Origin of the sequence: Mycobacterium sp. DL (assembly GCF_039729195.1) — a bacterium.
Classification (GTDB): Bacteria; Actinomycetota; Actinomycetes; order Mycobacteriales; family Mycobacteriaceae; genus Mycobacterium; species Mycobacterium hippocampi_A.
The window spans coordinates 873,977-900,501 of the sequence record NZ_CP155796.1; the positions used below are offsets into that span (position 1 = coordinate 873,977).

A 26,525-nucleotide genomic window follows, 5' to 3' on the forward strand; every position below is an offset into this window, starting at 1 on the left:
CTGTGATGGTGCTGAGCAGAATTCCTGTGCGCTTACTCGCCGGTGCCGCCTGTGTTGCTGCGGCCGGTGTTCTCAACGGGTCGGGCCTGGCCGCTGCTCAGCCGCCGCCACCCCCACCGCCACCGCCGGCCCCCGACATCAACGCGTTCGCGCCGGCGAACCCGCAGGACTTCGCGGTATACGACGGGTCGGCCTATGTGTTCGGCTCGGCCGGACTGACCTGCATGTTGCAGCGCAATGGCGGTTATGGCTGCAACGGCCCGATCCCCGGAGGACCCGAGGGCGCCAACCTGGTCGGCGGCAGCTCGGGCGGGGTGCCGACCTTCGGCTCGGCACCCAACCCGATGTACGGGGGGCCGGTCAATCCGCTCCCGCCGAACACCCGCCTGAGCTTCGGCACCGTCAGCTGCGGCGGTGACGGCACGATGACGGCCTGCGTCGACAGCAAGAATCAGGCGGGCTTTGTGGTCAGCCCCGCCGGTTCGTTCATCGTCAACGCGCTCAACCCGCTGCTCGCCCGGCCTGAGGGCACCAACCCGTACTTCAACTGAGCCTCAGAAGCCCGACCCGTACACCTCGTGGCCGGGCTTCTCGGCGGCCAGTCCGCGGTAGGCGTCCTCGACCGTCGCGCCGTGGTTGACGACGCCGTCCACCTCCCGGGCGATCGGCATCGGGATGTCGTACTTCTCGGAAAACTCCATGATCACGCTGGCCGCCTTGACGCCCTCGGCCACCTGGTTCATCGCGGCGATGATCTCGTCGATCGGTTTTCCCGCACCGAGTTGCTCGCCGACATGGCGGTTGCGGCTGCGCTGCGACGTGCACGTCACGATCAGATCGCCCATCCCGGCCAGGCCGGCGAACGTGTCCCGGTGGCCGCCGATCGCCACCCCCAGCTTCGACATCTCGGCGACCGCGCGGGCCATCACCATCGCCCGGGTGTTCTCGCCGATGCCCAGCGAGTACCCCATGCCGACGGCGATGGCGTAGACGTTCTTCAACGCGCCCGCCATCTCCACGCCCACCACGTCATCTGTGGTGTAGGTCCGAAATCGCTTGGTGCGGAACAGTTTTCCTAGGTTGGCGGCCAGATGCTGGTCGGGCATCGCCAGCACTGCGGCGGCGGCGTAGCCTTCTGCGACCTCGCGGGCGATGTTGGGGCCGGCCAGGATGCCGGCGGGGTGACCGGGCAGCACCTCGTCGACGATCTGGCTCATCCGGTAGTTGGTGCCCTGCTCGAGGCCCTTGACCAGCGACACCACCGGCACCCACGGCCGCAACTCCTGGGCGAGGTGTTCGAGCACACCGCGGAACCCGTGCGACGGAACGCCCATCACGATCACGTCGGCGCATTCCGCGGCTTCGGTGAAGTCGGTGGTGGCGCGCAAGGTGTGGGTCAGCTCGACCTCATTGCCGAGGTACTTCGAGTTGCGGTGCCGGTCGTTGATGTCCTCGGCCGTCTCCTCCGAACGCACCCACTGCAGCGTCGGTCCGCGGCGGGCGCAGATCGAGGCGACGGTGGTGCCCCAGGATCCGCCCCCGAGGACGACGACTTTGGGTTCACGCTGCGCTGGTGCCATAGCGATCACATTAGGTCGACGGCCTCAGGTCGAGGGCGGATTTGGCGAGCACACCCGCGGAGGCGCCTGTCGGACATCACCGAACAGTGCGCGGACCCGCGATACCCCATGGGCATAATTGGGGGCGACTTTGCTGAGGGGGGTCGCGTTGTCGGTCACGGTCTCGATGGTGGAGGCGTCGAATCCGCAGGGCCTCACGGCGGCCGCGGGCGCGCTGGGCACGAAGATCGTCGAACTCGACGCCGTCATCGCCACCGAACGCGAGGCGTTGGATCGGCTGCGTGCGGCGTGGCAGGGCGCGGGCAGTGAGGCCGCGATCGCCAAGGCCGAGCAGAACCTCACCTCGCAGCTGCAGCTGCGGGCCCGGCTGGAGACGATGCAGAAGGCGCTGAGCACCGGTGGCGCGCAGTTGGGGGCGACGCGCGACGGCGTGACGGGCCTGGTCGACATGTTGCGTGCCGGGGGGTGGACGGTCGCCGAGGACGGCCGGGCCACCGCCCCGCCGTTCCCGCCGCTGCTTCGGCATTTCGAGCCCGGCTTCACCGCGGTCATCCAGCGCTTGCTGCAGTTGTTCGGTGAGATCGACGCCACCACGGCAGGCGCCGTCCGGACCGCGATCGGTGGATCCGCCCCGGCGACCCCGCCGGGAACGCCGCTACCGCCGATGCCGCCCCCCGGGGCCTCCGCCGAGGAGGTCAACCAGTGGTGGAACAGCCTGAGTGACGCCGACAGGCAGCGCCTGCAGGACACCGCACCGCGCGGGCTCGGCAACCTCGACGGGCTGCCGGTGGAGGTCCGCGACGAGCTGAACCGCACGGTGATGGACCGCGACATCGCCCGGGTGGACAACGCCGCGACCGCCAACGGTGTCCCGGCTGACGAGGTGGTCGCCAACCCGGAACGCTTCGGGCTCAACCGCGCCGACGTCATGGCGTATCAGAACGGTCTGAAAGCGCGGCAGGGACTCAAACACCAGTCCGAGGGTGACAACCCGGCGCGGCCCCGGCCGGTGTACCTGTTCGGCTACGACCCGCTGGCCTACGACGGGCAGGGCACCGCGGCGATCGCGCTCGGCAATCCCGACGCCGCCGACAACATCGGTGTGATCGTGCCGGGCACCGGCAGCAGCCTGGAGTCGGACTGGCTCAACAGTGGCCGCAACGACGGGATCAACCTGCTCGACCAGATGAGCAAGGCCGACCCCACCAAGCAGAACGCGGTCATCATGTGGATGGGTTATGACGCCCCGGACAGTTTCGCCGACATCCGCATCGCCAATCCGGAACTGGCGAGGGCCGGCGGTGACCTGTTGGCCGGCGACGTCAACAGCCTGCACGTCACGCACACCGGGATGGCAGAGCCCACCATCACCGTCCTGGGGCATTCCTACGGGTCGACGACCGTGGCCGACGCGTTCGCCGGCAGCGGCATGCAGGCCACCAACGCGGTGCTGTTGGGTTGTCCGGGAACTGATTTGGCGCAGACCGCCGCCGATTTCAACCTGCAGGGCGGCCAGGTGTACGTCGGTAACGCGTCGACCGACCCGGTGGGCTGGATCGGCTCCAGCGACTTCGCAGCAGATGTTCTCAACGGCCCGCTGGCCGACCCTCTCGGTGTGTCGGCCGGCCTCGGCAACGATGCAGCCGCGGAATCCTTTGGCGGCGTGCGCTTTCACGCCGAGGTACCGGGGACCGACTATCCTGATTTCAACGATCATTCGTACTACTACACGATGGGCAGCGAGTCGCTCTACAGCATGGCCGCGATCTCGTCGGGTCACGGGGATGCGTTGGGGGAGTTGGGCATGCTGGCCGGGGAGCGGACCGCGCCGACCGTCAGCACGCCGGACCGCATCCCCACGCCGTTCGGCGACATCCCGCTACCGCACACAGATGTTCCGCTCGGGCCTGCGATCATCGACCCGGAAGCCGGGCGCGACAACGGCTCGGTCACCGCAGACCACAAGTTCGACGGAAAGCCACTGTGAACGATGATCTTGCGAATGCTGTCCCTGCTGCTGATCACGCTCGTCCTTGGAGGTTGCGGCATGTCTGATTCCGGTTCATCGGACGGCAATACGTTCGACCAGTCGGACAACGCCCTGTCCGACGAGCAGGCCAGAGCCCAGGTTGTCGATCCTGCCGTGCAGGTGGTGCGGGCGGTGACGCTCGACGACGTCACCGGCGGCTTTTCGTTCGGGTCGTGCAATGACCAGGGGGAACCGCCGTTCCAGGGTCGCGTCGAGGTGGCGTTCAAGCTCCCGGCCGACCCGGGCTCGGTGTACACCCGGATCCGCGATGCGCTCGTCGCTCAGGGCTGGACGAGCGGAATGCCCGACGGGCAGGTGGTGCACGGCGACTCGTTGAACCGCGACGGCGTGACGGCGACGGTGGGCCCGCGCGCGGCCGACCCTGGGTACGGCACGCTGCAGCTTTACGGCGAGTGCCGCAACACCGGCGAGCACGGCTCCGAGGGCGCGGTCGACATCACCGATCAGCTGCGCTGACGGCGGCGTTGAGACTGCGGTGGCGGCGGGAAAATGTGAGTGAACCCCGCCCTGGCCGCAGTCTCAAAACGGCGGAGGCTCAGCGGTAGTTGACGAACTGCAGCGCGACCTCGAGGTCCGCGCCGCGTAGCAGCGCCTGAACGGCCTGCAGGTCGTCGCGCTTCTTGGAGCTGACGCGGATCTCCTCGCCCTGGATCTGCGCCTTGACACCCTTGGGTCCCTCGTCGCGGATGAGCTTGGTGATCTTCTTGGCGTTCTCGCTGTCGATGCCCTGCTTGATGCTCCCGATGACCTTGTAGGTCTTGCCCGACGGCTGCGGGTCGCCGGCGTCGAACGCCTTCATCGAGATGTCGCGTCGGATCAACTTCTCCTTGAAGACGTCGACGGCTGCCTTGACGCGTTCCTCGGTCGAGGAGACGAGGATGATGCCCTCTTCGCCCTGCCACTCGATGGTGGTGTCGGTGCCGCGGAAGTCGAAGCGGGTGGCCAGCTCCTTGGCGGCCTGGTTGAGCGCGTTGTCGACTTCCTGGCGATCTGCCTTGCTGACGACGTCGAACGATGAATCCGCCATTGGACTCGTCCCTCCCTCGATGGTGGTGTGAGTGCTTGGCTCCATTTTGGCCGCACCGCGCGACGGTCCGCACACCGCCCCCCACCCGCCGGTTTGTGTCGGGGGCGGGTGCTCGTTGTATCCTGCTGAGCGCGCTCTCCAGCGTGTTTGTAGCACCCAGGCAGGTTGCCCGAGCGGCCAATGGGAGCGGACTGTAAATCCGTCGGCTTACGCCTACACAGGTTCGAATCCTGTACCTGCCACGCTGCTCAGGCCCCCTTTCGAGGGGGCCTGATTGCGTGAGTGCCCGCGCAGCGACAGCTCACAGCCGCCAGAGTGACTCCTGCGCCACGCTGGCTACCAGGGTTCCGTCTTCGTCGACGATCGACCCTCGGGCCAGCCCGCGGGCGTCGCTGTGGCTGATGGCATGGGCGTCATAGAGATGCCACCGCTGCGGGTCGAAGGGGCGATGCAACCACAGCGCGTGGTCGAGGCTGGCCGCCCCGCCGCGGGGCATGTGTTCCCCGGGGGGCCTGGCGATCGCCACCAGCCCCACGTCGGAGATGAAGGTCAGCGCGCAGGCCCGCAGCAGTGGGTCGTCCTCGATGGTGTGCCGGCTGCGGAACCACATCGGCTGGATCGGCCACTCGTCCATGCCTGCGCCGGCGGTGCGGATCTCGAAGTGGTCGGCCCATCGCTCGGGTAGCGGGTTCGCCAGCGTGGTGTCCGGCAGGGAGACGCTCGGCGGCTCGGGACGCTGCCAGTCGGTGGTCGTTTCGGCCCGGTGGAACGAGGCCAGCATCTCGAAGATGGGCGCACCGTCCTGGCTGGCGGTGATCCGACGGGTGTTGAACGACTTGCCGTCGCGAGTGAGTTCGACGACGTAGTCCACGTCGACACCGACCCGGCCGCCCTTGATGAAGTACGCGTGCAGCGACTGCGGCAGCCGTCCGGGTTCGAGGGTGGCGCCGGCCGCGGCCAGCGCCTGGGCGGCGATCAGTCCGCCGAAGAGCCGGCCGCCTGCGCCGAAAGTTGCTGTGCTGCGGAAACTCTCGCCACTACCGTCAAGCTGTACCAGTTCGGCGATCCAGCTCGGCATGGTCCTCCATCGACGGTCAGCGCGGTTGACACATGTTAAGGGTCCGCCGTCGGTGGTCATCACCGCGGGGCCGGGCCGATCAGGCGGGCTTGTACCTGCCGCCGTCAACGACGCTCAGATGCCGGTGCACAGCGAGACGAACGGGATCGGCGCGCAGATGCCGATCGAGAATCCCGGCGTGGGATCACCGTTCCACGGAGGTGGGGGCGGCGGGGGAGGTGGCGGCGGTGGTGGAGCGGGCGGCGGCGGCGCAGCCAAACACATGTTCGTGGCTGGGTCGAGAAACGTCCCCGGACCGCACTCCGCTGCGCTGCTGATCCCAGGCGACGTCAGGCTCCCGACGGCGAGTGCCGCCGACCACGCGGCCACGACCATCACCGCACGAATCGATGTACCCATCAGTACGACTTCCTCGAGGACTCCCCGACCCTCTACGGACCATGAATATTACGCCCGTCCACCGCTGGCCCACAGTTCGATTGCTTCAGGTGCGGACCGCGATCAATCGAGCGGCGGCCTCAACAGCTGCAGCACGGCGATGGGCGATCAGCGCCGGATCATCGGTGACGGCATCGGGGTGGGGCAGATGCATCCACGCCAGGCCGATCCCGATCAGCAGCACGAGCAGGTCGACGGGCTGCCACGACTCGTCGACGTAACCGCCGGACTGGGCGGCTTCGATGGCGGCGAGGTGTTGGTCGGGAATGGGCTGCCCGTCGGCGTGCGGCGGGTCGAGCTTGACGCCTTCCAGATGCGCCCAGGTGATCATCCGGTAGTGCTCGGGGCGCAGACGGGCCAGATCGTAGATTTCGCCTGCCATCTCGGCGATGGCGTCGGGTCGCGGCTCGAGCGCGCCGAAGAACTCGGCGTTGTCGGCGGCAACCACTTCGCGGAACAGCGTCTCCTTGTCCCGGAAGTGGGCGTAGAGGCGTTCCTTGCTGGCCTGAGCGCTCCGGGCGATGCGGTCGATGCGGCCGCCGGCCAACCCGTACTGGGCGAACTCGGCGCGGGCAGCCGCCAGGATCTGGCCGCGAAGCTCGGTGGTGCTCCTCACGCCGAGAATCATAACCAGACGAACTGGTTCGTTCGGTAGGGTGGTGGCACAGGAGCGACCAAGAGGAGAGAACGTGACCGCTGCGGTGGACGTCGACGCAATCATGAACCAGCCTGCGCGGGTTCGGGCGCTGCGCCGTGCGATGGAGGTCATCGCGGACAGAGCGGCACCGATCGTCGACCTCTCCCGACCGTACGTCGACGGGTTGGAGAACCTTCCCGCTGACGGGCGATTCCTGTTGGTGGGCAACCACACTCAGTCCGGGTCAGAGGCGTTGTTGATCCCGTACTTCGTACGACGCCAGATCGGTAGCAGGGTTCGCCCGCTGGCCGACCGGAACTTCGCGAACATGCCCGGGCCCGCCGGTGAGCTCTTCGCCGCCGCCGGTGCTGTGGTCGGGGCGCCCGAGACCGCCCGCGAGTTGATGCGCCACGACGAACCGATCCTGGTGTTCCCCGGTGGAGGACGCGAGATCGCCAAGTTCAAAGGTGAGGAGTACACGCTGCGCTGGCAGGGACGCGCCGGATTCGCCCGTCTGGCAGCCGAATACAACTATCCGATCGTGCCCGCCGGGCTGGTCGGCGGCGACGATGTGTACCAGAGCCTGACGACCAGGGAGAGTTGGTGGGGTCGTCTGAGCGCCGGTCTTGGTGAAAAGCTCTCCGGCCGCTCGGACATGGCGATGCCGCTGATGCGGGGGATCGGTCCGACGATGATCCCGCGCCCGCAGCGGATGTACCTGCGCTTCGGAGCCCCCATCGGCACCGCCACCCCCGCCGACGTGGTCGACGACACCTGGGCGGCGACGATCAAGCAGCGGACCCGGGAGTCACTCGAACAGATCCTCGACGACCTGCGGGAGATCCGCAGCAGCGATCCCTATCGCGAGCTGAATCCGCTGGCGCGGCACCGCGCCCGCCAGCCGTGAATCGTGGCTCAGACCGATGAAGTGCCTGCCGGTGCGATCCGCACCAGCGAGCCCGAGTAGGTCAGCTGGTAGACGTTGCCGTCAGGACCCTGCAACAGCCCGAGGGTCGTGCCCGCCTGCAGATCGAAGTCCTCCGGATTGCCGCAGGAGGTGAACTCCGGCGTGCACGTCAACACCTTGATCCACCCCTGCACCAGGTCGGCGATGAACACCTTGTTCTGGTAGGCGGGACCGAATGTTGTTCCGTCATAAACGAGTACCGACGTGATCGCGGCTCCACCGCCGCGGGGGTAGGTGTAGATCGGATCGATCGACGTGCAACTGGCGCAGACGCCCTCCGCGCCCGGCCAACCGTAATTGCCTCCTGCGGTCACCAGGTTGACCTCTTCGAAGGACGCCGCCCCCACGTCGGCGACCAGCAGTGCGCCGCTCGGTGTGAACGCCAGCCGGAACGGGTTGCGCAGGCCGTAGGCGAAGATCTCGGCGCGCGCGCCTGAGATGGCCGGGTTGTCCGACGGTACGGAGCCATCCGGATTGATGCGCAGGATCTTGCCGTGCAGATTCGTGAGGTCCTGCGAGTTGGCCCCGGACCCGTTGTCGCCCAGCCCCCAGTAGAGCGTTCCGTCGGGGCCGAAGCCGAGTGCGCCACCCTGATGATTGAGCGCAGCGGAGACCGTCGACTCCAGCAGCACCACTTCGGATCCGGCAGCATTGCCGACGACCGTCAACTGCGACAACCGGTTTCGCAGCGCCGAGGTGGTGTAGGCGACGTAGAGATGGCCGTTGTCGGCGAAGTCCGGATCAACGGCCAGCCCGCTGACGCCCCGCTCGCCGAGTGTAGCGACCGACAGGGTGATCAGCGGCGCACCGGCAGCGCCGTTCTCGACGATCCTTATCGCGCCGGCTTTTTCGGCGACGATGACTCGGCCGTCGGGGAGGAAACGGAAGTCCACCGGCGAGTTCAGTCCGGATGCGACGACGGCCCGCTCGAACCCGATGAACACGGTCTCGGTGGTGCGGTGCCCGCTGTTGCCCAGGATCCCGAAGGACAGCAGGTTCAGCAGACCCGCGAAGCCGTGAATGTGGAACCCGCTGCGGGCGTCGCTGACCGTGACGTCGAACCTGTCCTGCCCGGCGTAGCTGGCGCCGGGGGTGTAGACGAACGTGCCGTCCGGATTGATCACCACGGTCCCGTGGTCGGGCCTGGTCGCGGTGTACGTCAACTGCGTCGAGTCGCCGTCCTCGGGGTGCAGGTCGCCTTCGATGCGGCCCTCGATGGTGGTGTTCTCGGCCGGGTTGTATCCCAGCGTCGGCGTCTCGTTCTCGAAGAAGCGCTCCCATGGACTGGGTTCGACGGCAGCCGGCGGTGCGACGCTCATGCTCTGAGTTGACGACGGCTCATCGACGTCGGCCGCCCGGGACCCGGCCGGCATGTCGGCTTCTTCTGCTGCCGGAGAGGAGGATTCGACCTCCTCCTCGTCCGGTTCGATCTCGGTTTCGTCCGTTTCGTCCGCGTCGTCCGCGTCGTCCGCGTCGTCGGTCTCCGTCTCAGCGTCGTCGGTGGCGTCTGACTCCGATGCTGTTTCGGACTCTTGTGTCGTCTCAGACGACCGTTTCGACCTGGGTCCGGCGTCGGTGTCCGACGACGACGTGTCCGACGACGACGCGTCCGACGTGCTCGACGAAGCCCCGCCGGAATCCGACGTGTCGGCCGATGCCGCCCCGGCGCCGGCGAGTACAGCGGCGCCGACCCCCAGCGCGAACGCCAACCCGCCGACTCTGCCGACGTAGCGGGCGTAACCGCCTGTCGACCGCTCCGCCTCCGTGATGGCTGCTGATTCCCCCATGTCCCCTCCTCGCGAACGGGGCGCCACCGAACCCGAACTCACCCGTGTCCGCCGACTGCCCACTGCTAGCCGCACTGTATTTCCAGTGTTTGCCGAGCATGGCGTTTTCCCACGAAAACGAGCAATCCGTCATAACTCGTGGCGGTGGAACCTCGGGGCCGTCAACCGGCGTGTGGCAAGGCTGCCGACCGCACACCTCGATCGGTCAAGATTGGGGCATGGACGTCAATGAGGTGCTGCTGCCCGGCGTGGGTCTGCGCTACGAGTTCGACAACACCGACGGCGACCGCATCGGCGTCGTCGCCAAGCGGGCGGGTGACTTCGAGGTGGTGCTGTACGCGGCCGAGGACCCTGATGTCGCTCAACCCCTGTTCCATCTCAGCGTCGACGAAGCCGAGGCCCTTGCGCAGATCCTCGGTGCCCCCCGTATCGCCGAACGTTTCGCGGATCTGACCCACGAGGTGCCCGGCCTCGATGCCGGGCAGGTGGCCGTGGAACCCGGCAGCCCCTACGCCGACCGCCCGCTCGGTGACGCCCGGGTGCGTACCCGCACCGGGGCCTCGATCGTCGCGGTGGTGCGAGACGACGAGGTGCTGCCGTCACCGGGACCCGCCGACGTCCTGCGGGCCGGAGACATCCTGGTGGTCATCGGAACGGCCGAGGGCATCACGTCCGTCGAGCGCATCTTCGACAAGGGCTGAGCCGGTGCACGGTTCGGTCGCGTTCCTGATCGAGATCGGGCTGCTGCTGGTTGTTTTGACGGTCATGGGTGCGCTCGCCCGGCGCATTTCGCTGTCGCCTATCCCGTTGTATCTCCTTGCCGGTCTGGCGCTGCACGACGGGGGACTGCCGTTGGATCCGTTGGTGGTCGAGTTCATCCAGACCGGCGCGACGGTCGGCGTCGTCCTGCTCCTGCTCACGCTGGGCCTGGAGTTCTCCGTCAGCGAGTTCGCCGCCAGCATGCGGAGGCATCTGCCATCGGCGTGGGTGGATCTGGTGTTCAACGCCACCCCCGGCGCGATTGCCGGATGGCTGCTGGGACTCGATTTCGTCGGCATCCTCGCGATGGCGGGCATCACTTACATCTCATCGTCGGGCGTGGTCTCGCGACTGCTGACCGATCTGCGCCGGTTGGGCAACCGGGAGACCCCGGCTGTGCTGGCGGTGCTCGTTCTCGAGGATTTTGCGATGGCCGCCTATCTGCCGCTGCTGGCGGTCCTGGCCGCGGGCGGCGAATGGTGGCAGGCCGTCGCGGGGATGGCGATCGCCATGGCGGCCTTGGCGGTCGCCTTCCTCGGGTCCTACCGCTGGGGGCATCTCGTCGCGCGGCTGATGGCTCCTCCGGATTCGGAGTTGTTGTTGCTGCGCGTCCTCGGGGTGGCGCTGGTGGTCGCGGGTCTGGCTGAATACGTGCACGTCTCCGCCGCTGTCGGGGCGTTTCTGGTGGGCCTGACCCTCACCGGGGAGTCAGCCGTGCGCGCCAGGGAGGTGCTCGGTCCACTACGCGACCTGTTCGCCGCGGTGTTCTTCGTGGCGATCGGGTTGGAGGTCGTGCCGGCGTCGATGATCCCGATGCTGCCCGCGGCGGTGCTGCTGGCGGTTGTCACCGCAGCGACCAAGATCGCCTCCGGTATGTATGCCGCGCGCCGCGAGGGTGTGGCGCGGCGGGCGCAGTGGCGGGCGGGCACCGCACTGATCGTTCGGGGTGAGTTCTCTCTGGTCATCATCGCTTTGGTGGGTGCGTCGATCCCGGTGATCGAAGCCATCGCGATGCCGTACGTATTCGTCCTGGCGTTCCTCGGTCCCGTCGCCACCCTGCTTGCCGGGCGCTCACGGTCGGGTCCGACATCGCCGCGGGTCAGGCGGGTCATCCGCAGTGCTCCAGGAGCCGGCGACACCGGTTGACGCCAGTTCAGCGGGGCGACCACGCGTCGTCGCGAGTGTCTTCGCGGGTGTGCACCCGAGCCGACAGCTGCCGGATCTCCTCGCGCAGATCGTCGATCTGGGCGGCCGTGGCAGCGCGATTGGCGGAGTCCTCCTGGGCTACCCGCTCCACGATCCAGGAGGCCACGGTCGCGGTGATGACACCGATGAGGCTGATCCCACCGATCATCAGCAGCACGGCGATCACCCGTCCCGTCGCTGTGACCGGGGACAGGTCGCCGTAGCCGACGGTGGTGACGGTCGTGATCGACCACCACACGGCATTGCCGAAGCTGGTGATCGTGGAGTCGGGGGCGTTGCGTTCGGTCTCCAGCATCGCCAGCGACGCGACGTACACCAGCAACACGGCGCTGAGAGCGGTGTACGCGGCGACCCGGCCGCGGATGGCGTCGCCGCCCGCGCGGTGCAACACCTTGACCAGCACCACCAGCCGCAGCAACCGCAACGGGCGCAGGAACGGCAGGACGACGATGGCCAGGTCGAGCAGGTGCCGGAAGAACCAGCGCACGCGGTGCGGCGCCAGCGACAACCGGACGAGGTAGTCCACGACGAACACCAGGTACAGCAGCGACATCACGCCGTTGAGCAGGTTCGTCAGCCCGCGGCCAGGATTCGCGAGCACCTGGACGGAGTATGCGACGAGGAAGACGACGGCCACCCCAGCCAGCACCCATTCGCTGCGGGACTCCCACCGTTCGAGACGCTCGGCTGAACCCATCGAGCAGCACGCACCTTTCAAGGAATCTCACCGAGAGTGCATCGGTGTCAGGTACAGCGCGCCGCGACCAACAGCACGTGCACGTTCGGCGCCAGGAGTCTGCTCCACGTTACCGACGCGGCAATGCCAAACCCACGCCGCCGTCGTCGAACCCGATTAGCGTCGGTGAGTCATGGACGTCCTGCGCACTCCCGACTCCCGATTCGCCGACCTGGCGGGCTTTCCGTTCGAGCCCCACTATGTCGACGTCATGGCCCCTGACAGCCCTCCGATGCGGATGCACTACGTCGACGAGGGACCCCGCGACGGCGCACCTATCGTCCTGCTGCACGGTGAGCCGACGTGGAGCTACCTGTATCGCACCATGATTCCGCCGCTGGTCGACGCGGGCCACCGGGTGCTCGCACCGGATCTGATCGGGTTCGGGCGCTCCGACAAACCGGGCGACCTCGACGACTACACCTACCTGCGTCACGTCCAATGGGTGACGTCGTGGTTCGACGCGCTGGACCTCACCGACGTCACCGTCTTCGTGCAGGACTGGGGGTCGCTGATCGGGTTGCGCATCGTGGCCGAGCAGAGTGCGCGGTTCGCGCGGGTGGTGGTGGCCAACGGCTTCCTGCCGATCGCCGACCGTCCGGCCGTGCCGGCGTTTCGGATCTGGCGTGCCTTCGCGAAGCACTCGCCGTGGCTGAACGCCGGGTGGATCGTCGGCACCGGGACAGTCACCAAGGTGCCCGCCGCGGTCCGGGCGGGGTACGACGCACCGTTTCCCGACAAGCGCTACCAGGCCGGGGCGCGGGCGTTCCCGCAACTGGTGCCGACCTCGCCCGACGATCCGGCGGTGCCGGCCAACCGCGCCGCCTGGGAGGTGCTGGGCCGCTGGGACAAGCCGTTCCTGGCGCTGTTCGGGGCCAAGGATCCCATTCTCGGCAAGGCGGACCAGCCGCTCATCAGGCACGTCCCCGGTGCCGCGGGTCAACCGCACGCCCGGCTGCACGGCAGCCATTTCGTCCAGGAGGACTGCGGCCCCGAGCTGGCCGAACGCATCCTGGCGTGGCGGTAACACGTCACCTCTTCGTCACTGTGATGTATTTCACAATAGGCGTAGCCTGGGAGGCGTCTCTCCAGGAAAGGGGATGCGATGAAAGGCGCACATCGCGATCCGGTGGATCACGCTCGCACAACCCAACCGCATGCCGGTGAGTCCTTCATCGACACGCTGTGGCTGCCCGGACTGATTCTCATCGGTCTCGGCACCGTCCTGATCGCCGGCACCGTGGCGGCGACGGCCTACGGAAGCCGCGACGTGTCATTGGTCCTGGGCCTGATCGCCGGGGCGCTGGTCACGGCCGGCGCACTGCTGATCACCTTGGAACACCAGCGGGTCAAGCGGGTGGAACGGCAGTGGCATGCCGAGCACCCGGATCGCACGTCGCACCTGCGCGCGAGCTAGCAGTTCCGCGCGTCCCAAGACGATCGCGCAACAAACCCGGACGCCGGCGTCTTGTCCCGCTTGCGCGGGCAGAGTTGGCTTCTCGGCATGAAGACAGTGCTGATCACCGGTTGCTCCTCGGGCTACGGTCTGGCGACCGTGCTCCGGTTCCACGACGAGGGCTGGAATGTCCTCGCTACCATGCGAACTCCGCGCGACGGCGCGCTGCCCCACTCGGACCGGCTGCGGGTTCTCGCCCTCGACGTCACCGACCCGGGCAGTGTCTCCCATGCCGTTGGGTCCAGCGGCCCGATCGATGTCCTCGTCAACAACGCGGGGATCGGCGCAGTCGGCGCGTTCGAGGCGACGTCGATGCAGGTCGTTCGAGAGTTGTTCGACACCAACACCTTCGGGGTGATGGCCATGACGCAGGCTGTGGTGCCCCAGATGCGTGAACGCCGATCTGGTGTCATCGTCAACGTCACGTCGAGCGTGACCCTGGCCGCGATGCCGCTGGCGGCGGCATACACCGCCAGCAAGATGGCCGTCGAAGGTTTCACGGCGTCGCTGGCCCTCGAACTCGACTTCTTCGACGTGCGGGCCAAGTTGGTGCAACCGGGTTACGGCCCGGGCACACAGTTCGCCAGCAACGGCTCCGAGCGGATGGCAGGTCTGATACCGCCTGCGTACCAAGCGTTTGCGGAGCCGATCATGAATTCGTTCGGCCAGCCGGGGGCCGTGACCACCCCGCCCGATGTCGCCGACGTCGTCTATCTCGCGGCCACCGATCTGTCTGATCGACTCCGGTATCCCGCCGGTGCGGATGCGGTCGCTCTTGCGCAGGCCTAGGAGGCCCTTGCTCCACTAGCGTTGCCCTGTGGGCGCACGCGATGCCGGAATCGTCGACTCCGGTCCGATGGAGGTGTTGATGTCGCTGCTGCGCCCCGAAGCCGTGCTGTCGAAGATCGTCACCGGCGGCGGGGACTGGAGCGTGCGCAAACCCCGCTACGGCGATCCGGCGTTCTGCCTGATGCTGCAGGGCTCGTGTGTGCTCGATCCGGAGGGCCTCGAACGGATCGCGTTGCGGCAGGGCGACTTCCTGCTGCTGCCCGAGACGCCGGGGTTCACCCTCGGCGACGGCGGCGATGTGGAACCGACCTTCGCCCCGCTGGACCACTCCACGCAGACCCGCCACGGCTGCGAGTCGTCGCCGGTCACGATGCGGATGCTCGGCGGCTACTTCCGGTTCGACGCTGCCAACGCGACGCTGCTGACCTCGTTGCTGCCGCCGGTCATCCTCGTCCGCCGAGACGAACCGGGCTCATCGCGGCTGACCCGGCTGGTCGAGCTCATCGCCGACGAGGCCGACGCCACCGGCGCCTGCCGGGACGCGATCCTGCAACGGCTCGTCGAGGTGCTGTTGATCGAGGCGATCCGGGTGCATGCGACGCCGCAGTGGGGCAGCGAGGAGAAGGGGTTGATCGCGGGGTTGTCCGATCCCGTGCTGGCACCGGCACTCCACCAACTGCACGCCGACATCGCCCGCGGGTGGACCGTCGAGCATCTGGCGCGGGCGGCGTCGGTGTCACGCGCCGTTTTTGCACAGCGCTTCACCCGCACCATGGGCATGCCACCGATGCAGTACCTGCTGGGGTGGCGGGTCGCGTTGGCCAAGGACCTGCTCAGGGCGGAACGCCTGTCCACCGCACAGGTAGCCGCCCGGGTGGGGTATCAGTCCGCCGCTGCGTTCACCACGGCGTTCACCCGGCTCACCGGATGTTCTCCGACGGAGTTCGCGCGAGGCTCGGGACAGTCACACCCTTAACACGTGCCACTCACGAGCGGGGACAACACCGTGAGTTCCTCACCGGAGGGCGTCAAAAGGTAGTGTCGTCGGTTGATCGCAAACAGATCGGGGGCTCCCATGAACCTCGTGCTCGGTTTGTCGATGACCTCTTCATCGGTGCGCTGGGTGCTTGTCGAAGGCACGACAGGCGAAGGCGAAACTCTCGACCGAGGGTCGCTGCCCGTCGACACTGACGCAGCGTTCGACGCTGACGTGCTGCTCAACGCTCTTTTTGACAAGGCCGCCGGCAATCAGGTGCATGCCATCGGACTCACCTGGACCGGCGCGGCCGAAGCCACCGCCAGCGCGGTCTGGCAGGCCCTGACCGACCGCCAGGCGGAGAACGTCATCGCGATCTCGGATCTCGAGGCCGCCGAGGCGTTGACCCGTGGGATCGCCGATATCGCCGGATACGACCGCGTGGTGGTGTGTGTCGTCGAGCCCGGCTCCGCGGTGGTCGCCGCGGTCACCCCGGACGGGGTGACCGCCGACCGGGTGGATGCCTCGGCTGTGGATGTCGAGGGTCTTTCCCCCGACGCCGTTTTTGTGGTCGGTTCCGGCGATGTCGACTCTGCGGTGTCGACGCTGGAGCGCACCACCCGCGCGCCGGTCATCTCCGCCGACGAGGCCGATCTCGCGCTGGCCAGGGGAGCAGCGCTGGCGTCCGCGTCGGCGGTGTCGCTCCTCGATGCCCAGGCAGAGCCTGCACGCCGGCAGTTCTCGCCGACGTTGACGCTGGCCTCGGTGCTCGCCGCCGCGGTCGTGACGTTTGTCGTCTCGCTGTCGGTGGCGTTGGGCATGACGCTGAGCCCTGACAACGAAGCACCGCAGATGGCGCGCTCGGAGCAACCGGTGCGTGAAGCCGCGCCGCCGTCACCGGCGAAGGCTGCTCCGGTCGCTCCGAAACCGGCTGCTCCGCCCCGCGAAGCGCCGGTGGAGGCCGAGAAGGTCGCTGCTGCGATCCCGGTGCCCGACGCGGCGCCGAGGATCGACCCGCCGGCAGCCCCGGTGGCACCGCCTCCGGTGTATCAGGAACCGATCGCCCCGCCGCCCGCCTACATTCCGCCCGCCCCGGCCTACGTGCCGCCCGTGCCGCCGCCGAACTACCTGCCGCCGGCCCCGGCTCCCGCACCCGCGTACGTGCCTCCGGTGCTACCGCCGCCCGCGCAGGTCCCCAACACGGTGCCGCAGTATGAGGAACCCCGGCTGCGTGATCGGATCATCGAGCGCATCCCGATCATCAACCGCTTCCACGAGCCGAACCCCTACGGCTGACCGCCCCAGCGCGAGCCCCCTTGCGCCGAAACTGTATTCCGCGCGCGATATTACGAGTGATCGCCGCGTGGAATACAGTTTCGGAGATGGCGCCGGCGGGGCGTCAGGGTGTGACGAGATTGCGCAGCGGTTCGCCGCGCTGCAGCCGTGAGATGTTGGCCGCAACTTCGTCGACGCGCCCGGTGAATGTGTCACTGGTGACTCCCGACGTGTGCGGGGTCATCAGCACGTTCGATAGCTGCGCGAAGGGCAGATCGCTTGGCGCGCCGCGGCCGCCGTCCGTCGGGTAGTGGTACCAGACGTCGATGGCGGCGCCCTTGATCACCCCGTTGGCCAAAGCGTCGTAGAGCGCCTGCTCCTGGACGAGCGGCCCGCGGCCGACGTTGATCAGCACACCCTCGGGCCCGAGCTCCTCGAGCTGCGACGCGCCGATCATGCCCTCGGTGTGGCTGTTCAGCGGCGCCGACACCACGGCCACATCACATTCACGCAGCAGCCGGTTCAGGTCGGAGGTGTCACCGGTCCACCGCAGGCCGGTATCGCCGGAGACCTGGCCGGACCCCGTCACCGCCGCGGCGGTACACCCGAAGGTGCGCAACAGGTTCCAGCTGCGCAGGCCGATGTGACCGAAGCCGACGAAGCCGATGTGCGCGTCACCGAACAGCGGCGGCTGTGCGATGGCGCTGTCGTAGACCGGTGACGCCCAGACGTTGTCGCGGAGCGATCGGTCCTGGGCGAGGAATCCGCGGCGGAGCATCACCGCCGATGCGACGACGTACTCGGCGATCGACCGACCGTGATGGAAAGTGTTCGCCACCAGCACATCCGGTGGCAGCGAACCGAAATCGATCTTGTCGGTTCCGGCACCGGCGACGTGGATGAGCCGCAGCTTCTCGGCCGTGCGTGCCATCTCGGCGTCGAACCGGCTGCCGACGAACACCTCGGCGTCGCGCAGGTCCGCGTTCGGCACCCCGCCGATGCGCCAGCGGATGTCCGCGCCGGCAGGCACGATCGCCTCGAACCGCTCGCGGTGGGGTACCACATTGGGGTCGGCGACAACGATCAGCATCTCAACCTCGTTGCAGGGCAGGCCGTTTACTGTCGAACGTCCAACCCGGAATCAGGTACTGCATGGCCATGGCGTCGTCGCGACCGCCTAATCCTTCGCTATGGTACAGGTCGTTTGCCGCGGCGACGGCGGCTTCGTCAAGCGCCACGCCGAGTCCGGGTGCGTCCGGCACGGTGAGGTAGCCGTCAATTATCTGATAGGGCGCGGTGGTGATCTGCTGGCCGTCCTGCCAGATCCAGTGGGTGTCGATGGCGGTGATGTCGCCGGGCGCCGCCGCGGCGACGTGGGTGAACATCGCCAGCGAGACGTCGAAGTGGTTGTTGGAGTGCGATCCCCACGTCAGGCCCCAGGCGTCGCAGAGTTGGGCGACGCGCACGGAACCGGCCATCGTCCAGAAATGCGGGTCGGCCAACGGGATGTCCACCGCGCCGGAGCGGATCGCGTGCCCCATCTCGCGCCAGTCGGTGGCGATCATGTTCGTCGCGGTCGGCAGTCCGGTGGCGCGTTTGAACTCCGCCATCACCTCTCGCCCGGAGAACCCGCCCTCCGGTCCGACCGGATCCTCGGCGTAGGCCAGGACGTCGCGCAGCTCGCGGCAGGTCGTGATGGCGTCGTCCAGGAGCCAGCCACCGTTGGGGTCCAACGTGATCCGGGCATCCGGGAAGCGGTCGGCCAGCGCGATGACGGCCTTCGCCTCGTCGGCGGCGGGCAGCACCCCGCCCTTGAGTTTGAAATCGCTGAAGCCGTAGCGGTCGCGGGCCGCCTCGGCGAGGCGGACCACCGCCTCGGGTGTCAGTGCCTCCTCGTGGCGTACCCGCAGCCATTCGTCGGCCCCGGCTTGCTCGTCGGCGGGGGACTGATAGGCGAGGTCGGTCTTGGTGCGGTCGCCGACGAAGAACAGGTATCCGAGGGCCTGTACCCGTGAACGCTGGCGGCCGTCGCCGAGCAGTGCCGCCACCGGCACCTCGAGGTGCTGGCCGAGCAGGTCCAGAAGCGCGGATTCCACTGCGGTGACGGCATGGACGGCGATCCGTAGATCGAAGGTCTGGGCTCCGCGGCCGCCGGCGTCGCGGCCGGCGAACTCGCGGCGCATGTCGGCGAGCATGGCGTGGTAGTCACCGATTCCGCGGCCGGTGAGCAGCGCGCGGGCGTCCTCCAGGGTGCGCCGGATCGGCTCGCCACCGGGGACTTCGCCGACCCCGGTGTTGCCGGCGGAGTCGTGGATGATCACCAGGTTCCGGGTGAAGAACGGGCCGTGGGCGCCGGACAGGTTCAGCAGCATGCTGTCGCGGCCGGCGATCGGCACCACGGTGACGTCGGTGACGACGGGTGTTCTGGGGCTCATGGCTTTCCTCCGGTTCTTCTGGTGGTCACGACGCGAACCATCGGTCGCCGTCGGCCAGGGGGCGGACCACGCGAGACACTTTGTCTCCCATGGCTCGTAGTGCGTCGACGATGGCGCGTTCGCGCTCTGGTGTCAGTCGGTCGACAGGCACCGAGGCGCTGATCGCATCCTGGACGGGTCTGCAGTAGCGCAGCGGCACCGCGAAGCACCGCAACCCGACGGTGTTCTCCTCGTCGTCGGTGGCGTAACCGCGCACCCGGACGTCGTCGAGCGCGAGGTCGAGTGCCTCGCGATCGGTGATCGTCTTGGGCGTCAGGCTTTTCAGCGCCGCCGGGACGTGCTCGTCGCGGTCGACCCCGAAGCGTTCGGCCAGCAGCGCCTTGCCCAGCGAGGTCGCGTACGCGGGCAGCCTGCGGCCGACCCGATTCGAGCTGCGCAGATACTGTTTGGACTCGCGGGTCGCCAGGTACACGATGTCGGTGCCGTCGAGTCGGCCGAGATGGAACGTCTCGTCGAGTTCGGTGCGCAGGTCTTCGAGGAACGGGGTGATCAGCGGCAGATACGGGTCGCTGTCGAGATAGCTGGTGCCGACCAGCAGCGCGCGGATACCGATGCCGTAGAGGGTGCCGGAGGTGTCCGACCGCACCCAGCCTTGACATACCAGGGTGCGCAACAAGGCGTGGGCGCTGCTGCGCGGCATCCCGAGCGCATCGCTGATCTCCCGCAACCGCGCCGGATCGTCGTGGCGGGCGGCCAGGTATTCGAGCAGTTCGACCGTGCGGACCGCCGACTTGACCTTGCGCACCGAGACGTCTTCGGTCACCGTCCGCTCCTCACATCGTCAGCAGTTCGCGGCCGATGAGCAGGATCGCCCCCGCCGCGGAGACGGTGATGGCGAGCCAGCGCAGTCGAGTCGGGTTCAGATGCCGGTTCAGCAGATGTGAGAGCAGGTAGCCCACGATGGCGGCGGGGAACAGGACCGCGAACCCCCAGAGCGTGTGCCTGGTGACGGCGCCGGTCGCTGCCAGTGCGGCCAGCGACAGCAGCGAACCGATCAGGAAGAAGCCGCTCATCGTGCCGCGCAACTCCGCTCCGCTGTTGCGTTGCCAGACCAGCGCCATCGGCGGACCGCCGATCGCCGTCGCCGTGCCCAGCAGTCCCGAGGCCGCCCCGGCCAGCACGACGTTGCGTCGCCGCGCGGCGGGAATCCAGCCACTGCTGGTCAGCACCACCCCTCCCAGGACGACGCCGGCGAGCAGGATCGCCAATGCGCGGTGCGGCAGCGCCGCCAACAGCAGCGCACCGGCGACGGTGCCGGGAACCCGGCCGATCAGCGCCCATCCCGTGCCCGACAGGTCGATCGCCTGGCGTTCGCGGATCACGACCATGAGCGTGACCAGCGTGGCGACCATGATCAGGGTGGCGGGGATCAGTGCCGGGTCGACCAGTGCCACGATCGGCGCCGCCAGCATCCCGATGCCGAATCCGATCGAGGACTGCAGTGCCGATGCCAGAACGATGGCGACGGCCAGGACGCAGTACCCCGCAATAGTCATGCCGGCACTGTCTCAAGCCCACTCCCCTCCAGCAGCATCGGGTGGTGGCACTCGGCTGTGTGGCCGGGGACCTGCGGGTCGGCGACGCTGACCGGTGCCGTCGAGGCGCACTCGTCGGTGGCCTTCCAGCAGCGGGTGCGGAAGCGACACCCCGACGGCGGGTTGATCGGTGAGGGAACCTCGCCCTCGAGCAGGATCCGCTGCCTGCGCTGTTCGCTGTCCAGGGTCGGGGCGGCCGACATCAGAGCCGCGGTGTACGGGTGGTTCGAGCGCTCGAAAACTGCCTCGGTGGGCCCATTTTCGACGATCCGGCCGAGATACATCACCGCGACGCGGTCGGCGACATGGCGGACCACCGACAGGTCATGGGAGATGAAGATGTAGCTGATCTGGAGCTGCTGCTGCAGATCGTTGAGCAGGTTGAGCACCTGGGCCTGCACCGACAGATCGAGCGCGGAGACGGGCTCGTCGCAGATGATGACATCGGGGTTGAGTGCCAGCGCCCGTGCGATGCCGATCCGTTGACGCTGCCCGCCGGAGAACTCCTGCGGATACTTGTCCGCCGCCTTGGCCCCCAGGCCGACCAGATCCAGCAGGCCACGTACCCGCATGTCGCGGTCCTTGCGGTTCTTGATCAGACCCTTGTGGCTGCGCCACGGCTCGGCGATGATGTCGGCCGCCGACATCCGGGAGTTCAGCGACGCGTAGGGATCCTGGAACACCATCTGCACGCGGCTGCGGAACTTCAGCAGGTCCGCGCCGCGCAGACTGAACGGGTCGACGCCGTCGAAGCTCACGGTCCCGGAGTCGGGACGCTCCAACATCATCAGTGTCCTTGCCAGCGTGGACTTTCCGCACCCGGACTCGCCGACCAGGCCCAGGGTTTCGCCGCGTGCCAGATCCAGCGTGATGCCGTCCAGAGCGCACAGCGGGTTCTTGGCGTGCGGCACCCGGAAGGATTTGCGGACGTCGCGGACCTCGAGCAAGTTGTCAGACATTACGGACCTCTTCCGGAAAGTGGCAGGCGGCCTTGCGGCTCGGGTCGACGGATTCGAGCGTGGGTCGCTTGGTGATGCAGACCTGCTGCGCGATCGGGCATCGTTCCTGGTAGACACAACCCTCGGGGACCGAATGCAGATCAGGCGGAGTGCCGCCAATCGATTTGAGCTCGTCCCCGCGGCGGGCGTTGACGGGTACCGAGTTCAGCAGTCCCTTGGTGTACGGATGCTTGGGGTTGCCGAAAACCTCGGCTACCGTTCCGGTCTCGATGATGTTGCCGGCGTACATGACCGCCACCCGGTCGGCCTCTTCGGCGACCAGCGCCAGGTCGTGGGTGATAAGCACCACGGCCATGTCGAACTCGGCACGCAGATCGCGCAGCAGCGCCATGATCTGTGCCTGCACCGTGACGTCGAGCGCGGTGGTCGGTTCGTCGGCGATGAGCACACTCGGATTGAGCGCCACCGCCATCGCGATGAGAAGTCGCTGGCGCATCCCGCCGGAGAACTGGTGCGGGTAGGAGTCGAGCCGCGTCTCCGGCTGCGGGATGCCGACGCGTGTCATCAGGTCGACGGCCTTGCGCTTGGCGTCCTTGGCGTTCATGCCCTGGTGGATCCGGAACGGTTCGGCCAGTTGAGTTCCCACGGTGTAGAGCGGGTTGAGCGCGGTGAGCGCGTCCTGGAACACGATCGCCAGCTCGGTGCCGGCCATCTCGCGTCGCTTCTTCCGGTCGGCCTTGATGAGGTCGACGTCACCGAGTGTGGCGCTGCCACCGACGATGTCGGCCACCGGCTCCAACAGGCCGACGAGCGCGGTCGCGGTCATCGACTTGCCACAGCCGGATTCACCGAGCAGCGCCAGGGTTTCGCCGCGGCGGGCGTCGAAGCTCACCTCGTTGACCGCGCGCAGCGTGCCGGAGATGGTGCGGACCTCCACCGACAGGCCGTCGACCTGGAGCACCGGGGCGGTGTCGACGCCACCGACTGGAACGTCGTGATCGGCGAGTGCAGTCATCACAGTACCTTTCATGAGAGGCGCTTTCCGGCTCGTGTGAACTTCGCCAGCCGCTTCTGCGGGACGGTGAGGCGCCACCGCTGGCCGGGGTCGGTGGCGATGCGGGCCCATGCGGCCAGGATGGTGGCCGACACGGTGGTGATGACGATGGCCAGGCCGGGGAAGAACGACAACCACCAGGCGGTGTGCAGGTAGGTGCGGCCCTGGGCGACCATCAGGCCCCAGCTGACGTCGGGGGGCTGGATGCCGATGCCCAGGAAGCTCAACGAGCTCTCCGCCAGCATCACGTAGCAGAAGTCCAGCGTCGCCACGGTCAGCAGCGTGGGCAACACGATCGGCAGCACGTGGCGGCCGATGATCGAGTTGGCGCTGGCGCCGAACGTGCGTGCCGCGTCGACGAAGACCCGGCTCTGCAACTCGGCGGATTCGGCGCGGGCGGTACGCAGGTACACCGGGATGCGGGTGATCGCCAGCACCAGGATGATGTTGGCCGCACTCGGGGAGAAGACGTAGAGCACCACGACGGCGAGCAGCAGCGACGGGAAGCTCATGATCACGTCGGCGACGCGCATCGCGACGGTCTCACGCCACCCGCGGTAGAAGCCTGCCCACATGCCGATGGCCGAGCCGACGACCGCGGAGATGACCACCGCCGGGACCGCGACCGACAGCGTGGTTTGGCAGGCGACGATGAGCCGGGCCAGCATGCTGCGACCCAGCGGATCGGTGCCCAGTACGTTGGCCCAGCCGTGGGTCAGCGTGAACGGTGCCTGGTTGGAGTTGTCGAGGTCGATGCGGGTGGCCAGGTCGCCCATCAGCATCGGCCCGAAGATCGCGGTGAGGAACACCAGGCCGAGCACACCGGCCGCGACGGCGGCGACGCGATCGTTGATCAGCAGCCGGAACCAGAGCGAGCGGCCCCGCTTGTTGGAGTTCTTGTCGGGCTCGCCGACGACCGCGGTGGTCGGCTTGACCGGAACCTGATCGAGTTGAGTCATGGTGATGTGTCTCCCGTCAGACCTTGGCCGGTTCGCGCACCCGCGCGTCGAGCAGCGCGTAGCAGGCGTCGATGACGATGTTGAGGACGAAGATGCTGACCGCGGTGAGCAGCACGGCGGCCTGCAGGACGGCGAAGTCGCGCTGCAGGATCGCGTCGATCATCAGCTTGCCGATGCCGGGCCAGCCGAAGATGGCCTCGACCACCACCGCGCCGTTGATCAATCCGACGGCGAGGTCGCCGGCGACGGTGAGTGCGGGTGCCGCGGCGTTGCGCAGCGCATGGTGGGTGACGACGCGGAAGTCGCTGGCGCCTTTGCTGCGGGCCAGCCGCACGTAGGGCGCTGACAGCGCGGAAACCATTGCGCCGCGGACCACTTGGGTGAGCACACCAAGGGGTCGGATCATCAGCGTGGCGACGGGCAGGACCCACGACAGGATGCCTGCGTCGACGCCGGAGGTGGGCAGCACACCGAGCACCACCGCGAACACCCAGACGCCGGTGATGGCGAACCAGAAGTCGGGGATGGACGCCGCGGTCATCGACAGCAGGCTGGAGAACCGGTCGGCCAGTGAGTTGGGCCGGTAGGCGGCCCAGCAGCCGATGACGACGGCACCGACGATGGCCAACAGCATGGTGGCGAATGCGAGCTGCAGCGTGGCGGGGAAGGCCCGCAGCGCCATCTCGGCCGCGGGCTCGCCGGTGCGCAGCGAGGTTCCGAAGTCCAGGTGGATGACGCCCTTGAAGTAGTCGATCAGCTGGGTGATCAGCGGGTCGTTGAACCCGTTCTGCTCGGCGAAGGCTGCCCGCTGATCCGGTGTCGCCGATTCGGACAGGTACAGGTTGGTCGGGTCACCGGTGAGCCTGGCGAGCAGGAACACCCCGAGCAGAACGATGATCAACGGCAGTGCGCTGGAATACATCCGGCGCCGGACGAAGGAGAACATAGATTCAGCCCTTCTGGGAATGTGGGAGAAGTCGGAGCGTCAGGACTGGTCGGTGCGGTCGTTGCCGGCCGGGGTCATTGCGGCCAGCTGCATCTCGTCGCCGGTCGCCGGGTTGGGGGTGTAGTCGACCCTCGGCGACTTGCCGAGGATGCCCTGCATGTGGGCGAGGTAGGCCATCTGCATGATCTCCTCGGGCTCTTCGGCGAACAGTTGGGCGAACGCGTCCTGGCGGGCCTCGTCGGTCAGCGCCTCGGCGGCGCGGATCTTCGCGTCGAACTCCGGTGTGCCGTAGGCGGCCTGCGGTCCGTCGGAGAGCATGTACTGGTCGAGGGTGAACGCGGCGTCACCGGCCTGGTTGCCGTGCATGATCATCAGCAGGTACGGCCCGGTGTTGGGAGGGAACGGACGCAGCTGATACTCCAGTTGCGCTGCGGTGTCCATCATCTCGATCTTGACGTTGAGGCCGATCTCGGTGAACTCGCTCTGCATCACCTCGATGGTCTCGGCGATCTTCGGGAACTGCGCCGTGCGACCGATCAGCCGGATCTCGGTGTCGACGGGCACCCCGTCGGCCTTGGCCTCGGCGACAAGAGCCTTGGCTTTGTCGATGTCGTGCGGCCAGATCTGCAGCTCGTCGTTGTAACCGACTACGCCGGTCGGGATCAGTTGTGCGGCAGGCTCACCCAGGTCCCGGAACAGCGCCTTGACGATGCCGGTGCGGTTGACGGCGTAGTTGATGGCCTGGCGCACCCGGATGTCGTCCAGCGGCGGTTCGGTGGCCTGGATGCGCAGTGCGGTGGTCTCGTTGTTCTGGAACGGCACCCCGAGGTCGCCGGCGCCGTCCTCAGGACCGAGTCCGGTGGCGATGTCGGCCTCGTCGTTGGTGATCATGGCGGCGCGGACGCTGCCCTCGCTGCGCCACTGGTATTCGGCGCGCGGGAACGCGGGCGGCTGGCCCCAGTAGGTGGGATTGCTTGCCAGGGAGAGCTTCTGGCCGTACTCCCAGTCTTCGATCGCGTACGGGCCGGTGCCGATCGGCTCCCGGACCTTCTCGGTGGTGCTGGTGGTGCGGGGCACGATCTCGACGAAGGAGAGTCGCAGCGGCAGAATCGGATCCGGCTCGGTGGTGCCGACGACGACGGTGTTGGCGTCCGGCGTCTGCAGCGAGAGTTCCTCGTCCCCGAAGACGTATCCGTCGACGTTGCACTGCAGGTCGGAGTTGACGGCGCGGTCGATGGAGAATGCGGCGTCCTCGGAGGTGAACGGGGCTCCGTCGGAGAACGTCACGCCGTCACGGAGGGTGAAGGTCCACTCGGTGGGGCTGGTCTGTTCCCAGTCGGTGGCCAGCAGCGGCTGCAGGTCACCGGTGGTGGAGTCGCGCTCGATGAGCGGTTCGGTGATGTTGGAGCGGACCACGACGCCGGTGGAGGTCAGTGAGCTCTCGCACGGCTCGAGCGTCGGTGGCTCCTGGGGGAGCACGATGCGCAGCGTGTTGGGGTCGTATCCGCCGCCGCCGGAGTTCGCGACGGTGCAGCCGCCGGCAGCGACGGTGACTCCCGCGAGGGCGAGAGCCGTCAGGCTCCGACGCATGCGGCGGGTGGTCGGTGCTGCGGGGTTCATGGGTCCTCCCGGGCCGGGGATGGTGACGTCCACGTATGTAGATGCCACCTGTGATGGCAACCACACCGTAAGAGCAGGCCGGAAAGAGCGTCAACCCCGGCGAAAGGCGCGTTTTGACGGCTCGCGAGGCACACGCGAGATTGCGCAGTGCCTCAAAAATACGTTCTGAACTGGGTGTTTAATGGGGCTGCGGATT

General features: G+C 67.8%; 27 protein-coding genes and 1 tRNA gene. 12 read left to right on the forward strand and 16 right to left on the reverse strand.

Annotation, left to right across the window (positions count from 1 at the left end):
- Positions 1 to 5 precede the first annotated feature (5 nt).
- A complete protein-coding gene (locus tag ABDC78_RS04280) occupies positions 6 to 551 on the forward strand; it encodes a hypothetical protein (RefSeq protein ID WP_347133319.1) in 546 nt (181 codons plus the stop codon).
- A 3-nt stretch (positions 552 to 554) separates the two neighbouring features.
- Here the strand turns inward: ABDC78_RS04280 and ABDC78_RS04285 are convergent, their stop codons facing one another.
- The gene (locus tag ABDC78_RS04285) at positions 555 to 1,580 is read right to left on the reverse strand and encodes an NAD(P)H-dependent glycerol-3-phosphate dehydrogenase (protein ID WP_178356745.1); all 1,026 of its coding nucleotides are present in this window, start codon (positions 1,578 to 1,580) and stop codon (positions 555 to 557) included.
- 148 nt (positions 1,581 to 1,728) lie between these two features.
- Here ABDC78_RS04285 and ABDC78_RS04290 point away from each other — a divergent pair, with 148 nt between their 5' ends.
- Together ABDC78_RS04290 and ABDC78_RS04295 are read left to right on the forward strand one after the other, a co-directional pair.
- The gene (locus ABDC78_RS04290) at positions 1,729 to 3,567 is read left to right on the forward strand and encodes an alpha/beta hydrolase (RefSeq protein ID WP_178356746.1); all 1,839 of its coding nucleotides are present in this window, start codon (positions 1,729 to 1,731) and stop codon (positions 3,565 to 3,567) included.
- 60 nt (positions 3,568 to 3,627) lie between these two features.
- Positions 3,628 to 4,086 carry a hypothetical protein gene (locus ABDC78_RS04295; protein WP_256735823.1) on the forward strand — a complete coding sequence of 153 codons (459 nt, stop codon included), beginning with the start codon at positions 3,628 to 3,630 and terminating at the stop codon, positions 4,084 to 4,086.
- 79 nt (positions 4,087 to 4,165) lie between these two features.
- Here ABDC78_RS04295 and ABDC78_RS04300 read toward each other — a convergent pair whose 3' ends face one another.
- Entirely contained in the window at positions 4,166 to 4,657 is a 492-nt protein-coding gene (locus ABDC78_RS04300) for a YajQ family cyclic di-GMP-binding protein (protein ID WP_178356747.1), read from the reverse strand.
- A gap of 159 nt (positions 4,658 to 4,816) precedes the next feature.
- Here ABDC78_RS04300 and ABDC78_RS04305 point away from each other — a divergent pair.
- Positions 4,817 to 4,899 (forward strand) — tRNA-Tyr (locus ABDC78_RS04305).
- Between the two features lie 59 nt (positions 4,900 to 4,958).
- Here the strand turns inward: ABDC78_RS04305 and ABDC78_RS04310 are convergent.
- The 3 genes from ABDC78_RS04310 to ABDC78_RS04320 all read right to left on the reverse strand — a co-directional run bounded on the left by ABDC78_RS04310 (position 4,959) and on the right by ABDC78_RS04320 (position 6,789).
- Positions 4,959 to 5,735 carry an acyl-CoA thioesterase domain-containing protein gene (locus ABDC78_RS04310; RefSeq protein ID WP_178356748.1) on the reverse strand — a complete coding sequence of 259 codons (777 nt, stop codon included), beginning with the start codon at positions 5,733 to 5,735 and terminating at the stop codon, positions 4,959 to 4,961.
- A 114-nt stretch (positions 5,736 to 5,849) separates the two neighbouring features.
- On the reverse strand, positions 5,850 to 6,134 hold the full coding sequence (locus ABDC78_RS04315) for a hypothetical protein (RefSeq protein ID WP_347133320.1): 285 nt from the start codon (positions 6,132 to 6,134) through the stop codon (positions 5,850 to 5,852).
- An 85-nt stretch (positions 6,135 to 6,219) separates the two neighbouring features.
- Positions 6,220 to 6,789: a TetR family transcriptional regulator gene (locus ABDC78_RS04320; protein WP_178359053.1), complete on the reverse strand. Its 570-nt coding sequence runs from the start codon at positions 6,787 to 6,789 to the stop codon at positions 6,220 to 6,222.
- A 73-nt stretch (positions 6,790 to 6,862) separates the two neighbouring features.
- On the opposite strand from ABDC78_RS04320, the gene ABDC78_RS04325 reads away from it, so the two are divergent.
- Positions 6,863 to 7,717: a lysophospholipid acyltransferase family protein gene (locus ABDC78_RS04325; RefSeq protein WP_347133321.1), complete on the forward strand. Its 855-nt coding sequence runs from the start codon at positions 6,863 to 6,865 to the stop codon at positions 7,715 to 7,717.
- Positions 7,718 to 7,725: 8 nt separating this feature from the next.
- Here the strand turns inward: ABDC78_RS04325 and ABDC78_RS04330 are convergent, their stop codons facing one another.
- Entirely contained in the window at positions 7,726 to 9,564 is a 1,839-nt protein-coding gene (locus tag ABDC78_RS04330) for a PQQ-dependent sugar dehydrogenase (protein WP_178359054.1), read from the reverse strand.
- Between the two features lie 218 nt (positions 9,565 to 9,782).
- On the opposite strand from ABDC78_RS04330, the gene ABDC78_RS04335 reads away from it, so the two are divergent.
- Together ABDC78_RS04335 and ABDC78_RS04340 are read left to right on the forward strand one after the other, a co-directional pair.
- Positions 9,783 to 10,265: a cation:proton antiporter regulatory subunit gene (locus ABDC78_RS04335; protein WP_178359055.1), complete on the forward strand. Its 483-nt coding sequence runs from the start codon at positions 9,783 to 9,785 to the stop codon at positions 10,263 to 10,265.
- 4 nt (positions 10,266 to 10,269) lie between these two features.
- Positions 10,270 to 11,469, forward strand: coding sequence for a cation:proton antiporter (locus ABDC78_RS04340; RefSeq protein WP_178359056.1), 1,200 nt, complete (start codon positions 10,270 to 10,272; stop codon positions 11,467 to 11,469).
- 7 nt (positions 11,470 to 11,476) lie between these two features.
- Here ABDC78_RS04340 and ABDC78_RS04345 read toward each other — a convergent pair whose 3' ends face one another.
- Positions 11,477 to 12,226 (reverse strand): potassium channel family protein, encoded by a 750-nt coding sequence (locus tag ABDC78_RS04345; protein ID WP_178359057.1) that lies wholly within the window; start codon positions 12,224 to 12,226, stop codon positions 11,477 to 11,479.
- Positions 12,227 to 12,398: 172 nt separating this feature from the next.
- On the opposite strand from ABDC78_RS04345, the gene ABDC78_RS04350 reads away from it, so the two are divergent.
- The 5 genes from ABDC78_RS04350 to ABDC78_RS04370 all read left to right on the forward strand — a co-directional run bounded on the left by ABDC78_RS04350 (position 12,399) and on the right by ABDC78_RS04370 (position 16,782).
- Positions 12,399 to 13,292 (forward strand): haloalkane dehalogenase, encoded by an 894-nt coding sequence (locus ABDC78_RS04350; RefSeq protein WP_178359058.1) that lies wholly within the window; start codon positions 12,399 to 12,401, stop codon positions 13,290 to 13,292.
- Between the two features lie 78 nt (positions 13,293 to 13,370).
- Entirely contained in the window at positions 13,371 to 13,682 is a 312-nt protein-coding gene (usfY, locus tag ABDC78_RS04355) for a protein UsfY (RefSeq protein ID WP_178359059.1), read from the forward strand.
- A gap of 87 nt (positions 13,683 to 13,769) precedes the next feature.
- On the forward strand, positions 13,770 to 14,510 hold the full coding sequence (locus ABDC78_RS04360; RefSeq protein WP_178359060.1) for an SDR family oxidoreductase: 741 nt from the start codon (positions 13,770 to 13,772) through the stop codon (positions 14,508 to 14,510).
- A gap of 67 nt (positions 14,511 to 14,577) precedes the next feature.
- Positions 14,578 to 15,486: an AraC family transcriptional regulator gene (locus ABDC78_RS04365; protein ID WP_178359120.1), complete on the forward strand. Its 909-nt coding sequence runs from the start codon at positions 14,578 to 14,580 to the stop codon at positions 15,484 to 15,486.
- Positions 15,487 to 15,585: 99 nt separating this feature from the next.
- Complete coding sequence (locus ABDC78_RS04370) at positions 15,586 to 16,782, forward strand: hypothetical protein (protein ID WP_178359061.1); 1,197 nt, start codon at positions 15,586 to 15,588, stop codon at positions 16,780 to 16,782.
- Between the two features lie 103 nt (positions 16,783 to 16,885).
- Here the strand turns inward: ABDC78_RS04370 and ABDC78_RS04375 are convergent, their stop codons facing one another.
- The 9 genes from ABDC78_RS04375 to ABDC78_RS04415 are packed head-to-tail and all read right to left on the reverse strand — an operon-like array spanning position 16,886 to position 26,329.
- Positions 16,886 to 17,851: a 2-hydroxyacid dehydrogenase gene (locus ABDC78_RS04375; protein ID WP_178359062.1), complete on the reverse strand. Its 966-nt coding sequence runs from the start codon at positions 17,849 to 17,851 to the stop codon at positions 16,886 to 16,888.
- A 1-nt stretch (position 17,852) separates the two neighbouring features.
- Complete coding sequence (locus ABDC78_RS04380; protein ID WP_178359063.1) at positions 17,853 to 19,196, reverse strand: enolase C-terminal domain-like protein; 1,344 nt, start codon at positions 19,194 to 19,196, stop codon at positions 17,853 to 17,855.
- Between the two features lie 25 nt (positions 19,197 to 19,221).
- On the reverse strand, positions 19,222 to 20,019 hold the full coding sequence (locus ABDC78_RS04385) for an IclR family transcriptional regulator (protein ID WP_178359064.1): 798 nt from the start codon (positions 20,017 to 20,019) through the stop codon (positions 19,222 to 19,224).
- 10 nt (positions 20,020 to 20,029) lie between these two features.
- A complete protein-coding gene (locus ABDC78_RS04390) occupies positions 20,030 to 20,752 on the reverse strand; it encodes a sulfite exporter TauE/SafE family protein (RefSeq protein ID WP_178359065.1) in 723 nt (240 codons plus the stop codon).
- Positions 20,749 to 21,750 (reverse strand): oligopeptide/dipeptide ABC transporter ATP-binding protein, encoded by a 1,002-nt coding sequence (locus tag ABDC78_RS04395; RefSeq protein WP_178359066.1) that lies wholly within the window; start codon positions 21,748 to 21,750, stop codon positions 20,749 to 20,751. The genes ABDC78_RS04390 and ABDC78_RS04395 overlap by 4 nt, the downstream gene beginning before the upstream one ends.
- A complete protein-coding gene (locus tag ABDC78_RS04400) occupies positions 21,743 to 22,765 on the reverse strand; it encodes an ABC transporter ATP-binding protein (RefSeq protein WP_178359067.1) in 1,023 nt (340 codons plus the stop codon). The genes ABDC78_RS04395 and ABDC78_RS04400 overlap by 8 nt, the downstream gene beginning before the upstream one ends.
- A gap of 11 nt (positions 22,766 to 22,776) precedes the next feature.
- Complete coding sequence (locus ABDC78_RS04405) at positions 22,777 to 23,763, reverse strand: ABC transporter permease (protein WP_178359068.1); 987 nt, start codon at positions 23,761 to 23,763, stop codon at positions 22,777 to 22,779.
- A gap of 16 nt (positions 23,764 to 23,779) precedes the next feature.
- Positions 23,780 to 24,709 (reverse strand): ABC transporter permease, encoded by a 930-nt coding sequence (locus ABDC78_RS04410; protein ID WP_178359069.1) that lies wholly within the window; start codon positions 24,707 to 24,709, stop codon positions 23,780 to 23,782.
- A gap of 39 nt (positions 24,710 to 24,748) precedes the next feature.
- On the reverse strand, positions 24,749 to 26,329 hold the full coding sequence (locus ABDC78_RS04415; protein WP_256736090.1) for an ABC transporter substrate-binding protein: 1,581 nt from the start codon (positions 26,327 to 26,329) through the stop codon (positions 24,749 to 24,751).
- Positions 26,330 to 26,525 lie beyond the last annotated feature (196 nt).

What these genes read in the sequence shown, in the direction of transcription:
- ABDC78_RS04280 (WP_347133319.1), top strand. Translation starts at nt 6, where the DNA reads ATGGTGCTGAGCAGAATTCCTGTGCGCTTACTCGCCGGTGCCGCCTGT.
- ABDC78_RS04285 (WP_178356745.1), bottom strand. Translation starts at nt 1,580, where the DNA reads ATGGCACCAGCGCAGCGTGAACCCAAAGTCGTCGTCCTCGGGGGCGGA.
- ABDC78_RS04295 (WP_256735823.1), top strand. Translation starts at nt 3,628, where the DNA reads ATGTCTGATTCCGGTTCATCGGACGGCAATACGTTCGACCAGTCGGAC.
- ABDC78_RS04300 (WP_178356747.1), bottom strand. Translation starts at nt 4,657, where the DNA reads ATGGCGGATTCATCGTTCGACGTCGTCAGCAAGGCAGATCGCCAGGAA.
- ABDC78_RS04310 (WP_178356748.1), bottom strand. Translation starts at nt 5,735, where the DNA reads ATGCCGAGCTGGATCGCCGAACTGGTACAGCTTGACGGTAGTGGCGAG.
- ABDC78_RS04315 (WP_347133320.1), bottom strand. Translation starts at nt 6,134, where the DNA reads ATGGGTACATCGATTCGTGCGGTGATGGTCGTGGCCGCGTGGTCGGCG.
- ABDC78_RS04330 (WP_178359054.1), bottom strand. Translation starts at nt 9,564, where the DNA reads ATGGGGGAATCAGCAGCCATCACGGAGGCGGAGCGGTCGACAGGCGGT.
- ABDC78_RS04335 (WP_178359055.1), top strand. Translation starts at nt 9,783, where the DNA reads ATGGACGTCAATGAGGTGCTGCTGCCCGGCGTGGGTCTGCGCTACGAG.
- ABDC78_RS04345 (WP_178359057.1), bottom strand. Translation starts at nt 12,226, where the DNA reads ATGGGTTCAGCCGAGCGTCTCGAACGGTGGGAGTCCCGCAGCGAATGG.
- ABDC78_RS04350 (WP_178359058.1), top strand. Translation starts at nt 12,399, where the DNA reads ATGGACGTCCTGCGCACTCCCGACTCCCGATTCGCCGACCTGGCGGGC.
- usfY (WP_178359059.1), top strand. Translation starts at nt 13,371, where the DNA reads ATGAAAGGCGCACATCGCGATCCGGTGGATCACGCTCGCACAACCCAA.
- ABDC78_RS04360 (WP_178359060.1), top strand. Translation starts at nt 13,770, where the DNA reads ATGAAGACAGTGCTGATCACCGGTTGCTCCTCGGGCTACGGTCTGGCG.
- ABDC78_RS04365 (WP_178359120.1), top strand. Translation starts at nt 14,578, where the DNA reads ATGGAGGTGTTGATGTCGCTGCTGCGCCCCGAAGCCGTGCTGTCGAAG.
- ABDC78_RS04370 (WP_178359061.1), top strand. Translation starts at nt 15,586, where the DNA reads ATGAACCTCGTGCTCGGTTTGTCGATGACCTCTTCATCGGTGCGCTGG.
- ABDC78_RS04375 (WP_178359062.1), bottom strand. Translation starts at nt 17,851, where the DNA reads ATGCTGATCGTTGTCGCCGACCCCAATGTGGTACCCCACCGCGAGCGG.
- ABDC78_RS04380 (WP_178359063.1), bottom strand. Translation starts at nt 19,196, where the DNA reads ATGAGCCCCAGAACACCCGTCGTCACCGACGTCACCGTGGTGCCGATC.
- ABDC78_RS04390 (WP_178359065.1), bottom strand. Translation starts at nt 20,752, where the DNA reads ATGACTATTGCGGGGTACTGCGTCCTGGCCGTCGCCATCGTTCTGGCA.
- ABDC78_RS04395 (WP_178359066.1), bottom strand. Translation starts at nt 21,750, where the DNA reads ATGTCTGACAACTTGCTCGAGGTCCGCGACGTCCGCAAATCCTTCCGG.
- ABDC78_RS04400 (WP_178359067.1), bottom strand. Translation starts at nt 22,765, where the DNA reads ATGACTGCACTCGCCGATCACGACGTTCCAGTCGGTGGCGTCGACACC.
- ABDC78_RS04405 (WP_178359068.1), bottom strand. Translation starts at nt 23,763, where the DNA reads ATGACTCAACTCGATCAGGTTCCGGTCAAGCCGACCACCGCGGTCGTC.
- ABDC78_RS04410 (WP_178359069.1), bottom strand. Translation starts at nt 24,709, where the DNA reads ATGTTCTCCTTCGTCCGGCGCCGGATGTATTCCAGCGCACTGCCGTTG.
- ABDC78_RS04415 (WP_256736090.1), bottom strand. Translation starts at nt 26,329, where the DNA reads ATGAACCCCGCAGCACCGACCACCCGCCGCATGCGTCGGAGCCTGACG.